Origin of the sequence: Novosphingobium sp. SL115 (genome assembly GCF_026672515.1) — a bacterium.
Classification (GTDB): domain Bacteria; phylum Pseudomonadota; class Alphaproteobacteria; order Sphingomonadales; family Sphingomonadaceae; genus Novosphingobium.
In genome coordinates this window covers 1,734,779-1,749,120 of record NZ_JAPPRG010000002.1, presented here as the reverse complement: position 1 = coordinate 1,749,120, position 14,342 = coordinate 1,734,779, and the positions used below count along the sequence as shown (strand labels likewise).

Sequence of the window (14,342 nt, the reverse complement as noted above, 5' to 3'; positions counted from 1 at the left end):
GGGCCGGAAATAGAATTGCAGGGTGGTGGTTCCTGCGCCTGTCTACGGGCAGGTTCTTCCCAGCCGCGGCGTCGACCCGATCATCCATCGGGACATGACGCGCGCGCTTCTTGATTTCCGCTCCCGCACGTCCTGTCCCAGAATAAGGACAGTTCCCTGTGCGCCTATCTCGCGGCCTCTCCCATTTACTCACCGGTTGGCCTGCGGCGTTGATCGCACTGCCGTCCGCCTTTCCTGCCCTTTTCTTTTCGTAACGGACATTCGATGAGCATCGATCCCTTCAGCCTTGCCGTACTTCTGTGGCCCCGCCTTGTCGGCACGAAGCGGACGGAGGTGGCGGCATGACCGACCCTGCATCCCCCCTGCCCGCTCGTTTTCTGCGCGGGCAAATGCGCATCATCCTGCTGACCGTTGCCATCCTCATCCTGCTGGCTGGCGCGCTCTACTTCTGGCGCGGTTGGCGCGCAGGGCAGACACAGGCGTGGCAACCGCAAGCCGCGCCGGTGACCGCCATTGTGGTAATGCCGCGCGATCTTCCCGCCGCGCTGGAGGCAGTTGGCAATCTGCGCGCTGTGCGCGAGGTGACATTGTCGCCCGAAGTTGCTGGCCGCGTATCTGCCGTCCATTTCGAAGCTGGGCGGCAGGTAAATGCGGGCACGCTGCTGGTCCAGCTATTCGACGGACCGGAACGGGCTGACCGCCGCGCAGCGCAGGCCAAGGCTACATTTGCCGGGATTCAGGTCGCCCGTTCGCAACAACTGGCACCAACCGGAGCAGAACCGCGCGAAATACTGGAACAGCGCCGCGCCGACCGCGATCAGGCAGCCGCTGCCGTACAACAGATCGACGCTCGCCTGATCCAGAAGCAGGTTCGTGCGCCTTTCGCAGGCGTGCTGGGTATCCGCCGTGTCAATCTTGGCCAATACCTCAACCCCGGCGATCCGGTCGCAACGCTGACCGCACTCGACCGCCTCTTCGTGGATTTCGCCCTGCCGCAGCAGGAACTGAGCCGCATCACGCCCGGATCAACCGTCACCGTTACCAGCGATGCCTGGCCGGGCCGTAGCTTCACCGCGCGGGTGAACGCAATCGAACCCCGAATTGGCGAGGATACCCGCAACGTCACCGTGCAGGCGCTGCTCCCCAATCCCGATCATGCGCTGCGTCCCGGAATGTATGTGACCGCTGCGCTGGAACTGCCGGTGCAGCGCGGCGCGCTGCTAGTCCCTGCAACGGCAATCCAGACATCCGCGCAGGGAGACAGCGTCATTGTCATTCGCGGCAGCAATGCGCGCAAGGGTGGTAAGGCGGAAGTCGTGCCAGTCCAGACTGAGCGACGCATCGGCAATGATGTCGTCGTCACCAGCGGCATCAGGGCGGGCGACGTGATCGTTACCGAGGGCCAGTTGCGCATCCAGCCCGGTGCCGAAGTCAAGGTTGTCGGACCTTCAAGCAAGAAGGGACGCTGACATGATCGCCAACCGGGCCTTTACTGACGTTTTCATTCGTCGGCCGATCCTTTCCGTCGTGGTCAGCCTGCTGATCCTGCTGGTTGGTCTGGCCGCCATGTTCAGCCTGCCGATCCGGCAGTATCCCAAGATGGAAAGCGCCACGATCACGATCGATACAGCGCTTCCAGGCGCGAGCCAGGATGTGATGCAGGGCTTCGTCACCACCCCCATTGCGCAGGCCATCGCCACTGCCAACGGCATCGAATATCTTACCTCCACGTCCAGCCAGGGCAAAAGCCATATCGCGGCCAAGCTGGTGCTGAACGCCAATGCCGACCGGTCGATGACCGAGATCCTCGCCAAAGTGCAACAGGTCAAATATCGCCTGCCATCCGGAGTCACCGACCCGGTGATCGCCAAGATCACCGATGGCGCATCGGCGATCCAGTATGTGTCTTTTTCCAGCAAGACACTGTCGCCACCACAGATTCAGGATTTTGCCACCCGCGTTGCCCAGCCGATGATAACCTCCGTTCCCGGCGTCGCATCGGCGGAGATGTCAGGCGGCGCTCCTCTTGCCATGCGCATCTGGGTTGATCCGGTAAAGCTGACCGCGCGGGGCCTCACTCCCGGCGATATCGCCAATGCCTTGCGCGCAAACAACGTTCAGGCCTCGCCCGGCCAGTTGAAAAGCGCGAACACCGCCATCAACATCACTGCCGGAACCGACCTGCGCGATGTCGCCTCCTTCCGCGACATGATTGTCAAAAATGGCGTGGGCGGTGTGGTGCGTCTCGCAGATGTCGCGACCGTGGAAATGGGCGGACAAAGCTATGATGCCGTCGCTCTGTCATCGGGGGTGCCGGGCATTTCCATCGCCATTTCGCCGACACCGGACGGCAATCCGCTGGAAATCGTGGCGGCCGTCCATGCGCTGATACCAGAAATGCAGCGGGTCGCACCTCCGGGGGTGACGGTTCACAATGACTTCGATGTCGCCCATTTCGTCAACGCCTCAATCGAAGAAGTCAAACACACGCTGGTAGAAGCGATTGTCATCGTGGTGGTGGTGATCTTCCTGTTCCTCGGCTCAGTGCGCGCGGTCATCATCCCAATCGTCACCATTCCGCTGTCACTGCTCGGCACAGCCGCGCTGATGCTGGCGTTCGGCTTTTCGCTTAACCTGCTGACCTTGCTGGCCATGGTGCTGGCAATCGGGCTGGTGGTCGACGATGCGATTGTCGTCGTCGAGAATATTCATCGCCATATCGAGGATGGTTTGCGCCCCATTGACGCCGCCCTGCTGGGCGCGCGGGAAATCGTCGGCCCGGTTATCGCCATGACCATCACACTGGCAGCGGTCTATGCGCCCATTGGCCTGATGGGCGGCCTGACAGGCGCATTATTCCGCGAATTCGCCTTTACACTTGCCGGGTCGGTGATCGTCTCAGGCGTGGTGGCGCTCACCCTGTCGCCAATGATGAGCGGCAAGCTGCTCAACAACAAACTCACAGAAGGCCGGCTGAGCCAGGCGATTGAACGCAACATGCATCGCCTCACGTCGGGCTATGGCCGGTTGCTCGACCGCACACTGGCGGCACGGGCCGCCGTGCTGGTGGTCGGCGTGGCAATGCTCGGCGCGATTGTCCTGCTGTTCACTGGCAGCCAGCGCGAACTCGCGCCGCAGGAAGATATGGGGTATGTCTTTATTGCCACCAAAGCACCGCAATATGCCAATATCGACTATATCTCGCGCTTCAACGCGCAAGTCGATGACATCTTCCGCACCTTCCCCGAATATCGCGGTAGCTGGTTCGATGGCGGTGGCCCCGGCGGCACCAACAGCGGCTTCGGCGGCATCATCCTGTCCGAATGGGAAGGACGCACGCGGAATGCGGACGCCATTCAGGGCGAGTTGGCGGCCCGTACAAGCGCCGTCACTGGCATCTATGCCACGGCCTTTCAGGATAGCCCCTTGCCTGCGGGCAGCGGCGGCCTGCCGGTGCAGATGGTGATCCGCTCGTCCGGCGATTTCCCGCAAATCTATCAGACGCTGGAAGCTGTGAAAGGCGCGGCATGGAACAGTGGCCTCTTCGCCTTTGTCGACAGCGACCTCGCCTTCGACAGCCCCGAAGCGCACATCAATGTCGACCGCGCCAAGGCCGGGCAACTGGGCATTACCATGGCGGAAATCGCTGACACGCTGGCCGTGCTGGTCGGGGAAAACTACGTCAACCGCTTCAACTGGCACGACCGTTCCTATGACGTGATCGCCCAAGTGCCGCGTGACAAGCGCGTCACGCCCGACAATCTTGGCCAGTATTATGTCAGAACCGGGTCTGGTGCGCTGATCCCGCTGTCGACTGTGGCAAAGGTGGAAATGCGCCCGCAACCCAACAAGCTGCCGCAGTTCAACCAGATGAATTCGGCCACTCTGTCTGCCGTGCTGATGCCAGGCGTCACCATGGGTCAGGCGGTGGATTTCCTGAAAAGCCAGCCCATGCCCGCAGGCACCAGCATCGACTGGCTGTCCAACAGCCGTCAATATGTGACAGAAGGAGACAGGCTGACCGTTTCGTTTGCATTTGCCCTCATCGTCATCTTTCTGGTTCTGGCGGCACAGTTCGAAAGCTTCCGCGATCCCTTGGTCATTCTGGTTACCGTGCCGCTGGCGGTATGCGGCGCGCTCGTGCCGCTCTACCTCGGCTTCACCACCCTCAACATCTATACCCAGATCGGGCTGGTGACCTTGATCGGCCTCATATCCAAGCACGGCATCCTTATGGTGTCGTTCGCCAATGAAATGCAGGCGAGCCAAGGGTTGAGCCGGATGCAGGCTATCCGCCATGCCGCTGTCGTCCGCATGCGTCCCGTACTGATGACCACAGCAGCCATGGTGGCGGGCCTAGTGCCACTTCTTTTTGCTGGCGGCGCCGGCGCGGCCAGCCGCTTTGCCATCGGCATTGTCGTGGTGATGGGAATGCTCATCGGCACGCTTTTCACCCTGCTTGTCCTGCCCACCATCTACACGCTGCTGGCCGGTGACCATCGTCGCGTGCGCGATGAATTCACAAATGAAAGCAGCCTGCCTGCAGGAGACACCTCCCATGCGTAACCCCCTGTTACCGCTTATCATGGCACTTGCGGTCGGCGGGTGCGCCGCCGGTCCTGACTACCATCGGCCTGAAGCAAAGGCCGCTGTCGACGGCGCATTTGTTACCCAGTCCGCCACTTTCGATCCTGCAGCACCGCTGCCGGATCAATGGTGGAAGCTTTACGATGATCCCGCGCTCGACGCGCTTGTGACGCAAGCTCTGCACGCGAACACAGACCTGCGCGTTGCCACGGCCAACCTCGCCAAGGCACGCGCCGCCCTGCGCGAAACCAAAGCAGCGCGCCTGCCGGGCACCGACATCAATAGTGGCATCAGCTATGGTGACGGGATGCAGGGTGCCGGTGGTGCGTTTGTTCAGGACAACGCCCAATGGTCACAGAATGGCAGCCTGACCCTGAGTTGGGAGGTCGACCTGTTCGGCCATGTCAGCCGTGCCATAGAAGCCGCCCGCGCCGACGCCCAGACCATAGAGGCCGCCCGCGATGCAGTCCGCGTGACAGTGGCAGCAGAAACCACGCGCGCCTATCTCGACGCCTGTTCCTATGCCCATGCGCTCAAGCTGGCGCAGGAAAGCCATCGGACAAGTAGCGAAAGCCTGAAACTGGTAGTCGCGCAAGAACAGGCCGGATCCGTGGGCCGGTTCGATGTCGAGCGCGCCGCCGCCGCCGCCGCGACTGCTCGTGCCGCCATTCCGGGACTGGAAGCTCAGCATCAGGCTGCGCTGTTCGAACTCGCTGCCCTGCTGGGCGAGACGCCTGCCAACGTCCCGCTTGCTGCGCGCCAATGCAAGATGCCGCCTGTTCCTGCATTGGCGCTGCCGGTGGGCGATGGCACTTCCCTGCTGCGCCGCCGACCTGACCTGCGGCAGGCTGAGCGTCAATTGGCCGCCGACACGGCCCGGATCGCCGTGGCAACCGCCGCCCTCTATCCAAAGATCAGCCTTGGCGGGTCAGGCAATTTCTTCCGCAACGACAGCGTTCGGGGCAATGACAGCCTCAGTTTTTCGGTCGGCCCGCTCCTCAGTTGGAGCTTCCCCAACGTAACAGTCGCGCGCAGCCGCATCCTGCAGGCGAAGGCGCAAGGCGATGCATCACTTGCGGCCTTCGACGGCGCCGTCGTAACCGCACTGAAACAGGTTGAGCAGGCGCTCAGCAATGTCGCGCGCGAACAGGAACGGCTTGCAGCGCTGGATGAAGCGCAAGTCCGATCGCAACGTGCTTTCGACTTTGCCAATGTCCGCTATCGCGCAGGATCGGTCGGTCTGCTGGATGTGCTGGTTGCGCAAATGGCTTTGCTGGATGCTCAGGCTGCACAGGCATCATCGCTTCAGCGCGTGTCATCCTTGCGTGTCGACCTGTTCAGAGCCTTGGGAGGAGGCTGGATGACGCCCGTGCATTAAGCGCGCCCATCTTCGGCCCAAATGCGGCAAATTTGAGAACGGGAGAGGTTTACAGAATGCGGGCAAAACCTGCCACACCGCTGGCAGGCGGCCTCTGCAAATCAGGTTCTGCCGCCATCGGTGTTGTCGGGCTGCCCACGCCGCCAAAGATTGCCTCTATATTGCGGACACACAGCGCCACATTGTCATCCGCCAGCATGTACCAAACCTGCTTGGCTTCCTTGCGAGTTTGAACCAGATCGGCACGACGCAATTCAGCCAATTGCTGGCTCAGCGCAGGCTGGCCGATGCCGGTGACGTCGGCAATCTCTCCCACGTTGCGTTCGCCGCGCAGCAAGCAGGACAAGATCATCAACCGCTGCGACTGGGCAAAGATCTTGATCTTTTCGGCGGCAACTGCCGCGGCCTCACGGTCTGCGTATAGCGCGTTCATCACTGATTCTCGAACCTGCAGAACCAGTCAGGTTCAGCGCAGGGGCTTTCCGTTGCAGACAGCAATGCGGGCTGGCCAGCGGTCCAACCTTCGGGCGTCAGACCGCCCTCGCCATCCACCCATTGCAGCGCGCGCAACAGGCGAAGCATTTCGTCGACCGATCGTCCGACATTGTGGGGATAGGCGGTCGTCGCGCGGATGACGCCCTGCGGGTCGATAAAGAAGGTGGACCGCATGGTCATGCTGTCCGCTGCGTCATCATCGATCATGCCATAAGCACGGCCTATCGCCATGCTTGGATCTTCAAGGATCGGAAAAGCGACATCCACGCCGAACAGATCGCGCAGCGCCCTGACCCACGCGATATGGGCGTAGAGACTATCCACCGACAAGCCGATAAGCCGACAGTCAAGCGCATCGAAATCGGCCTGCCTCCGCGCGAGTGCGACAAATTCGGTGCTGCAGACCGGGGTGAAGTCAGCGGGGTGCGAAAAGAAGATCACCCAATGGCCGCGCTGCGCCGACAATTGAAAATCGCCCATGGTGGAGCGCGCCCGAAAATCGGGAGCCATGGAACCCATGCGCAGGGGTTTCGGGTAGATCGTCATCGCTTCATTCATTTCTCGCTCCTGCAATCACCGACCCGCCGTGGCAAGCCCTTGACAATTGCAAATTATATAAATACATATTTCATGTAAATATGAAATAAAAGGAGAGTCGCATGGCCGACGCCGCATTTGAAAATGCCTACGCCCAAATCGCGGCTGCCAAGGACAGCGCACTGGTCGTGCGCGCCTTCTTCGACGCCCCCACCTTCACCGTGACTTATGTGGTGCATGATGCGGAAACCCGCCGCGCTGCGGTGATCGACAGCGTGCTGACATTTGATCCCGCTGCCGGACGAACCGGGCATGAAGCGATCAATCCTGTCATCGCCCATATCGAGAAACAGGGGTTGAACGTTGACTGGCATCTGGAGACCCATGCCCATGCGGATCATCTGTCGGCCGCACCGTATCTCCAGCAGAAGCTGGGCGGGAAGATCGCAATCGGCGAGCATATCTGCCAAGTGCAACAGACATTCGGTTCGCTGTTCAATGCGGGCGCCGATTTTCAACGCGACGGGTCCGACTTCGATCACCTTTGGGCCGATGGCGATCAGTTCATGATCGGTAATCTACCCGTGACCGTATTGCACGTCCCTGGCCACACGCCAGCCTGCGTTGCCTATGTGATTGGCGACGCGGTCTTCGTGGGGGACACAATGTTCATGCCCGACTACGGCACCGCCCGCGCTGACTTCCCCGGCGGCGACGCACGCATCCTGTTCCGATCGCTGCGCCGCCTGCTGGCGTTGCCGACTGAAACCCGGCTGTTCCTTTGCCACGACTATCTGCCCGAAGGTCGCGACCATTACATGTGGGAAACGACAGTAGGCAATCAACGCCGGGCCAACATCCACGCGCATGATAGCGTAAGCGAAGATGAATTCGTCGCCATGCGCGAGGCGCGTGACGCAACTCTGGCGATGCCGCGCCTGATACTCCCTTCGGTGCAGGTCAACATGCGCGCAGGTCACATGCCGCCGCCTGAAGACAATGGCGTGTCCTACCTCAAGATCCCGTTGAATCAGCTATGATACCCGGCTTTCCCGAAGCGCAGCCCGTTGCAGGCCTCATCGGTGGGCTGATGATCGGCTTGGCCGCCGCAATCATGCTGCTGGGACTTGGACGGATCGCCGGGGTCAGCGGACTGGTGGCGCGCGCCACGGGCCTTGCGGTTGGCGGCGCACCGCGTGGCGTAGCAGTGGCCTTCATCGTCGGCTTGCCGATTGGTGCCTTCATGGTGGATTTTATGTCGGGTGGCGTTCGCGCGACTTTTGCCGCGCCTGGCACGCTAATTCCGGCAGGCGTGATCGTTGGCTTCGGCACGCGGCTGGGGTCGGGTTGCACCAGCGGCCATGGAGTATGCGGCCTGTCACGCCTGTCGGGCCGCTCGATCGTGGCGACCTTCCTATTCCTCGGCAGCGGTTTTGCGACAGTGGCACTGATGCGCCTGGCAGGAGCCCTGTGATGCGGATCATCATAGCATTGCTGTCAGGCGCACTGTTCGGCGCGGGATTGTCCATTTCGGGCATGGCCAATCCGGTGCGTGTGCGGGCATTCCTCGATCTGACGGGTGACTGGGATCCTACGCTCGCCTTTGTCATGGGGGGCGCAATCATTCCCATGGCCCTGGCCTGGACGGTGCAGAAGCGGATCGAGCGGCCCTTCGCCGACAACAGCTTCGCCCTGCCCGACACAGCCGGGATCGACGGAAAACTGGCGCTGGGTGCGATCCTGTTCGGCATCGGCTGGGGCATTGGCGGTCTATGCCCCGGCCCCGCTATTGCCAGTCTGTCATTGGCCCCGGCAGCGATCTTGCCTTTCGTTCTGGCCATGCTGGTCGGCATGGCGATCCATCGCCTCGTCACAAGATCATAGCTGGCGCTGCGCCGGATCAAGGAGACTCCTTATGGACATCAAGCATTTGACTCCAATGCTTAGCGTCACCGCGCAACTGAAGCCCACCAATGTGGCGCACGCGGCAGCGGCAGGGTTTCGGTCCATCGTGTGCAACCGCCCCGATGGCGAAAGTGCCGACCAGCCGACAGCAGCACAGATCGGCACAGCCGCGAAGGCGGCGGGTATGGGCTTTGCCTATGTCCCTGCCATAGCAAGCGCGCTAACGGATGCAGATGCCATGGCGATGCGCAATGCGCTCGGTAACCTGCCGGGGCCGGTGCTGGCCTATTGCCGATCGGGCGCAAGGGCTGAAAAGCTGGCGGAGATGGCAGGTTCATTCGATAAGGGCGGCACCACACACTACGACATTCTGATCGTAGGTGGCGGCAGCGCCGGTATCGCAACCGCAGCCAGTATGCTCAAGCGGCGGCGGCATATCCGTCTTGCCATCATCGAACCAAACGAGGCGCATTATTACCAGCCCGGCTGGACAATGGTAGGCGCAGGCGTGTTCGACAGCGGCTTTACCAAGCGTGCCCAAGCCGCGCTGATCCCGCACGGTGCCGAATGGATCAAGGCATCGGCCAGCGCGTTCCTGCCGGACGAAAAGCAGGTGATTCTGGATGACGGACAACGGCTAGCCTATGGCGTTCTGGTCGTATGTCCCGGCATAATGCTCGACTGGAATGCCATTCCCGGTCTGTCCGATGCGCTGGGTAAAGACGCCGTCACGTCCAACTATCGGTATGATCTGGCCCCTTACACCAACCGACTGGTCCGGCAGTTCAAAGGCGGACGAGCGCTGTTCACCCAGCCACCCATGCCGATCAAATGCGCAGGCGCGCCACAAAAGGCCATGTATCTGTCCTGTCACCGCTGGGAGAAATCCGGCGTATTATCGCAAAGCGACGTGCAGTTTCACTCTGCCGGCGCAGTGCTGTTCGGCGTCGCTGATTACGTTCCGGCGCTGATGGACTATGTCGAGCGCTATCGCATCAACCTTAATTTCGGATCTAAGCTGGTCGAGGTGGACGGCCCTGCCAAAACTGCGATTTTCGAACAGGCCGACGGCGACGGAGTGAAGCGCGTAGCCGAGCGTTTCGACATGATCCATGTCGTGCCGCCGCAGGTCGCACCAGACTTCATCCGCACCAGCCCTCTTGCCAGCGCATCGGGCTTTGTCGAGGTGGACGACGCCACGCTGCAACATGCGCGCTATCCCGACATTTTTGCACTGGGCGACGCTTGTTCGACATCCAATGCCAAGACCATGGCGGCCGCCCGCAAACAGGCACCTGTGGTTGCAGTCAATGCGCTGGCCGCGCTGGACGGGCAGGCCCCAGTCGCCATCTATGACGGTTACGGCAGTTGCCCCCTGACGGTTGAGGCGGGCAAGATCGTGCTGGCCGAATTCGGCTATGGTGGCAATCTCATGCCCAGCTTTCCAAATTGGCTGATCGACGGCACCCGGCCATCGCGGCTGTCCTGGCTGCTTAAGGACACCATCCTTCCGCCTGTCTACTGGCATGGGATGCTCAAGGGGCGCGAGTGGATGGTCAAGCCTCACATGATCGGCGCTCAGGCATGATGACGACCACGCAATATCTGCTGGGCGGGCTGTCGGGCGGGCTGGTCGGCTTCGTGCTGGGGTTGGTCGGCGGCGGCGGTTCAATCCTTGCCGTGCCACTTATGGTCTATCTTGTCGGTGTGCCCAGCGCCCATGTCGCCATTGGCACCAGCGCGCTGGCGGTTGCGGCGAATGCTGCAACAGGCCTCGCCAATCATGCCCGCGCTCATCACGTCAAATGGCGGTGTGGCGGCATTTATGCGGCAGCAGGTATCGTCGGCGCTCTTGCCGGATCGACCTTTGGCAAAATGGTCGATGGCGACAAGCTCTTGTTCCTCTTTGCGCTGGTAATGCTGCTGGTCGGCGCATTGATGCTGAAGGGGCGCGGTAATCCGGGCAATCCCGGCGCAGAGTGTAACCGCGAAAAAGCTCCCAAAGTCGTTGCCTATGGACTCGGGTCGGGATTGTTTTCCGGCTTTTTCGGCATTGGCGGCGGCTTCCTGATCGTGCCGGGACTGGTCGCATCGACAGGAATGCCCATGCTTATGGCGGTTGGCACTTCCCTGGTCGCTGTGACAGCATTCGGCCTGACGACGGCGGCCAATTACGCCTTTTCCGGCTTTGTCGACTGGCCGCTCGCCGCCGTTTTCATCGTTGGTGGCATCGCAGGTAGCATCGGCGGCACGCGGCTGGCCGAAATACTGGGCGGCAAGACCGGGCGGCTGACGACCGTGTTTGCCGGACTGATCTTTGTCGTCGCGCTCTACATGCTCTGGCGCAGCGCTGCGACCGTTCTGCCCGGCTGGACAATATGACCCATCCCCTTCCCCATGCCCGTCTGGTATCTAGCGAGCGAAAGGACATGGTATATGTTCGACTGGATTGACGCCCTGCTTCTCGCCCGTGCGCAATTTGCCTTCACCGTCAGTTTCCACTTCCTGTTCCCGGCATTTTCGATCGGGCTTGCCAGTTATCTCATGGTGCTGGAAGGGCTGTGGCTGGCTACCGGCAAGGGCGTCTACGCCAACCTGTTCCGCTATTGGCTCAAAATCTTCGCGGTCGTGTTTGCCATGGGTGTGGTGTCGGGCATTGTCATGTCCTACCAATTCGGCACCAACTGGTCGGTCTTTTCAGACAAGGCCGGGCCAGTCATCGGACCTCTCATGGCGTATGAAGTGCTGACCGCCTTCTTTCTTGAGGCTGGCTTTCTGGGCGTCATGCTGTTCGGCATCAACAAGGTTGGCAGAAAGCTGCATTTTACCGCAACCTGCGCCGTGGCAATCGGCACTTTCATTTCGGCCTTCTGGATTCTCTCGGTCAACAGCTGGATGCAGACGCCAACAGGCTATGAAATGGGCGCAAATGGTCAGTTCCTGCCCGGTCCCAGCTGGGCTGCGATCATCTTCAATCCCAGCTTCCCCTATCGGCTGGTCCATACCGTGCTGGCCGCCTATCTGACCACCGCTTTTGCCGTCGGCGGCGTCGGCGCATGGCACCTGCTCAAGGACCGGACCAATCCGGGCGCCCGCACCATGTTCTCCATGGCAATGTGGATGGCAGCGATCGTCGCGCCGATCCAGATATTTGCGGGCGACATGCACGGCCTCAACACGCTGGAGCATCAACCGGTCAAGGTCATGGCGATGGAAGGCCATTATGACAGCCATCCCGACGGCGCGCCGCTGATCCTGTTCGGCATTCCCGATAGTGCTCACAAGCGGATCGATTATGCCATATCGATCCCCAAGGCCTCATCGTTGATCCTCAAACATGATCTGGATGCGCCGATGAAGGGACTGGACAGCATAGCCGATGCCGACAAGCCCCCGGTCGGTGTCGTTTTCTGGGCGTTCCGGGTGATGGTGGGAATTGGTTTTGCAATGCTGGGCCTTGGCGTCTGGAGCCTTGTTGCCCGCGCCCGCCGCAAGCTCCATGCCTCGGCATGGTTGCACCGTGCCGCCTTGGTGATGGGACCAGCTGGCTTTATCGCCGTGCTGGCGGGATGGATCGTAACCGAAGTCGGACGACAGCCCTTTACCGTTTACGGCTTGCTGCGCACTGCCGACAGCGCATCCCCCCTTGACGCACCTGCCGTAGCGGCATCGCTGGTGGCGTTCGTCCTGGTCTATTTCAGCGTGTTCGGCATGGGCATCTGGTATCTGCTGCACCTGATGAAAAAACCACCGCAGGCACATGAAGGCATGCTGGACGGCGCCCCCATCCGCACTGCCGGTATCACCCCGGCGCCCGCCATCGAAGGAGGCGAAAGATGATCGACCTGACTGTCATCTGGGCCGGGATCATCGGCTTTGCGATTGTCGCCTATGTCGTAATGGACGGCTTTGATCTCGGCATTGGCATCCTGTTTCCACTGTTCAAGGTGGGCAAGGATCGCGACACCGCGATGAACAGCATCGCCCCAGTGTGGGATGGCAACGAGACATGGCTGGTGCTGGGCGGCGGCGGTCTGCTGGCAGCCTTTCCACTGGCCTATGCAATCATTCTGCCCGCACTTTATGCGCCGCTGATCGCAATGCTGCTGGGCCTTGTCCTACGCGGTGTGGCATTCGAGTTCCGCTGGCGCGACCCGGCCCATCGGGCGTGGTGGGATCGCGCATTCACGGGCGGATCGGCAGTCGCAACCTTTGCACAGGGCATTGCCCTCGGCGCCTTGCTTCAGGGTATCAGCGTTGAAGGGCGCGCCTATTCCGGCGGCTGGTGGGAATGGCTGTCGCCCTTTTCGCTGCTGACCGGCGTGGCGCTGATGGTCGGTTATGCCCTGCTGGGGGCCTGCTGGCTCAATTGGAAAACCGAAGGCGGATTGCAGCGGCAGGTGGTAACCTACGCTGGCAGACTGGGCATCGCACTGCTGATCCTGATTGGCGCAGTCAGCCTAGCCACCCTGACGCTTGAGGCGAGCTACCAAAGCCGTTGGCTGGCATGGCCCGGCGTACTCGCCACGGCGCAGGTACCGCTTGCGACGGTCATCGTCACTGCCCTGTTCTATCGCAGCCTGTCGCAGCGCAAGCACGCGCAGCCCTTCTTCTGGGCGCTCGCCTTGTTCGGGCTGTGCCTGCTGGGATTGGGCATCTCGATCTGGCCCTATGTCATCCCAGCCCGCATCACCATCTGGGAAGCCGCAGCCCCCGTTCGCAGCCAGCTATTCATGCTGGCGGGAGGAGGAGTCCTGATCCCGGTCATTCTGGCCTATACTGCCTGGTCATATTGGGTCTTCCGCGGCAAGGTCGGCAGCGAGGGTTATCACTGATGCGTGCCCGATGGGTAAAGCTCGGCTGGTTCGCAGGGATATGGACCGCAAGCGTAGGAGCGTTGCTACTCGTTTCCTTGGGACTGCGCCAATGGCTGATGTGAACGCCGCTGACTCCATCTTCTACGGTTTTCCTGAGGCAGCCTTCCCCCAGCGTGCGCAACATTCTGGTTTGGCTCTGCATGGCCAATACCATTTCGTTTGACGAATGATCGAAGAAACAGTCGCAATCAACTCCCGTCAAAGCCGCTGCCCGCCGGACCAAGGCAGCCACAGGATCGTTTCCACAAACAGACGTTTGTCACGCCCTGTCCGCCCGGGATCTGTCGCCTTGCCAGGCAAATGCGGCGGGATCCGCTCCGGCAATCAAAGCCCGAAATCTTCAGCGTCAAACCTGACCATCACAATCTGGGACTAAACACCTAAGATTCTCGGTCTAGAATAAGCCCAAGCGGAACTTCGAGCTTCGGATAGTCCTCGTAAGTATTGCGCAGTTCAACGTGATGGCGGTCGCGAGAAAGCGCATATTCCGCAAGCGCAAAAGCTGCGGCCCGCTTGGCAAATCGTACGCCGGGTGAACTGACATTTTTGACATCGGCACATAG

12 protein-coding genes are annotated in these 14,342 nt (G+C 61.1%); 10 read left to right on the top strand and 2 right to left on the bottom strand.

Annotated features, from left to right (window positions below; all coding sequences use genetic code 11):
* Positions 1-341: 341 nt before the first annotated feature.
* Genes OVA07_RS10040 through OVA07_RS10030 form a run of 3 tightly spaced genes read left to right on the top strand, consistent with a single transcriptional unit; the run spans position 342 to position 5,965 of the window.
* Positions 342-1,469, top strand: coding sequence for an efflux RND transporter periplasmic adaptor subunit (locus OVA07_RS10040; protein ID WP_268171289.1), 1,128 nt, complete (start codon positions 342-344; stop codon positions 1,467-1,469).
* A 1-nt stretch (position 1,470) separates the two neighbouring features.
* Positions 1,471-4,566, top strand: a complete 3,096-nt coding sequence (locus OVA07_RS10035; RefSeq protein WP_268171288.1) for an efflux RND transporter permease subunit — start codon at positions 1,471-1,473, stop codon at positions 4,564-4,566.
* Positions 4,559-5,965, top strand: a complete 1,407-nt coding sequence (locus OVA07_RS10030; RefSeq protein WP_268171287.1) for an efflux transporter outer membrane subunit — start codon at positions 4,559-4,561, stop codon at positions 5,963-5,965. Before OVA07_RS10035 ends, OVA07_RS10030 begins: the two co-directional genes overlap by 8 nt.
* A gap of 49 nt (positions 5,966-6,014) precedes the next feature.
* Here OVA07_RS10030 and OVA07_RS10025 read toward each other — a convergent pair whose 3' ends face one another.
* Entirely contained in the window at positions 6,015-6,398 is a 384-nt protein-coding gene (locus OVA07_RS10025) for an ArsR/SmtB family transcription factor (RefSeq protein WP_268171286.1), read from the bottom strand.
* Positions 6,398-7,018 carry a peroxiredoxin gene (locus OVA07_RS10020; protein ID WP_268171285.1) on the bottom strand — a complete coding sequence of 207 codons (621 nt, stop codon included), beginning with the start codon at positions 7,016-7,018 and terminating at the stop codon, positions 6,398-6,400. Before OVA07_RS10020 ends, OVA07_RS10025 begins: the two co-directional genes overlap by 1 nt.
* Positions 7,019-7,119: 101 nt before the next feature.
* Between OVA07_RS10020 and OVA07_RS10015 the strand changes: the two genes are divergently transcribed.
* From OVA07_RS10015 to cydB, 7 genes are read left to right on the top strand one after another with little or no spacing between them, the layout of a single operon-like run.
* Positions 7,120-8,037 carry an MBL fold metallo-hydrolase gene (locus OVA07_RS10015; protein WP_268171284.1) on the top strand — a complete coding sequence of 306 codons (918 nt, stop codon included), beginning with the start codon at positions 7,120-7,122 and terminating at the stop codon, positions 8,035-8,037.
* Positions 8,034-8,471: a YeeE/YedE family protein gene (locus OVA07_RS10010; RefSeq protein ID WP_268171283.1), complete on the top strand. Its 438-nt coding sequence runs from the start codon at positions 8,034-8,036 to the stop codon at positions 8,469-8,471. The genes OVA07_RS10015 and OVA07_RS10010 overlap by 4 nt, the downstream gene beginning before the upstream one ends.
* The gene (locus OVA07_RS10005) at positions 8,471-8,881 is read left to right on the top strand and encodes a DUF6691 family protein (RefSeq protein WP_268171282.1); all 411 of its coding nucleotides are present in this window, start codon (positions 8,471-8,473) and stop codon (positions 8,879-8,881) included. Before OVA07_RS10010 ends, OVA07_RS10005 begins: the two co-directional genes overlap by 1 nt.
* A 31-nt stretch (positions 8,882-8,912) precedes the next feature.
* Positions 8,913-10,490, top strand: coding sequence for a bifunctional protein tyrosine phosphatase family protein/NAD(P)/FAD-dependent oxidoreductase (locus OVA07_RS10000; protein ID WP_268171281.1), 1,578 nt, complete (start codon positions 8,913-8,915; stop codon positions 10,488-10,490).
* Entirely contained in the window at positions 10,487-11,284 is a 798-nt protein-coding gene (locus OVA07_RS09995) for a sulfite exporter TauE/SafE family protein (protein WP_268171280.1), read from the top strand. The genes OVA07_RS10000 and OVA07_RS09995 overlap by 4 nt, the downstream gene beginning before the upstream one ends.
* Before the next feature lie 54 nt (positions 11,285-11,338).
* Positions 11,339-12,742 carry a cytochrome ubiquinol oxidase subunit I gene (locus OVA07_RS09990; protein ID WP_268171279.1) on the top strand — a complete coding sequence of 468 codons (1,404 nt, stop codon included), beginning with the start codon at positions 11,339-11,341 and terminating at the stop codon, positions 12,740-12,742.
* Positions 12,739-13,737 carry a cytochrome d ubiquinol oxidase subunit II gene (gene cydB, locus OVA07_RS09985; protein WP_268171278.1) on the top strand — a complete coding sequence of 333 codons (999 nt, stop codon included), beginning with the start codon at positions 12,739-12,741 and terminating at the stop codon, positions 13,735-13,737. The genes OVA07_RS09990 and cydB overlap by 4 nt, the downstream gene beginning before the upstream one ends.
* Positions 13,738-14,342: the final 605 nt, after the last annotated feature.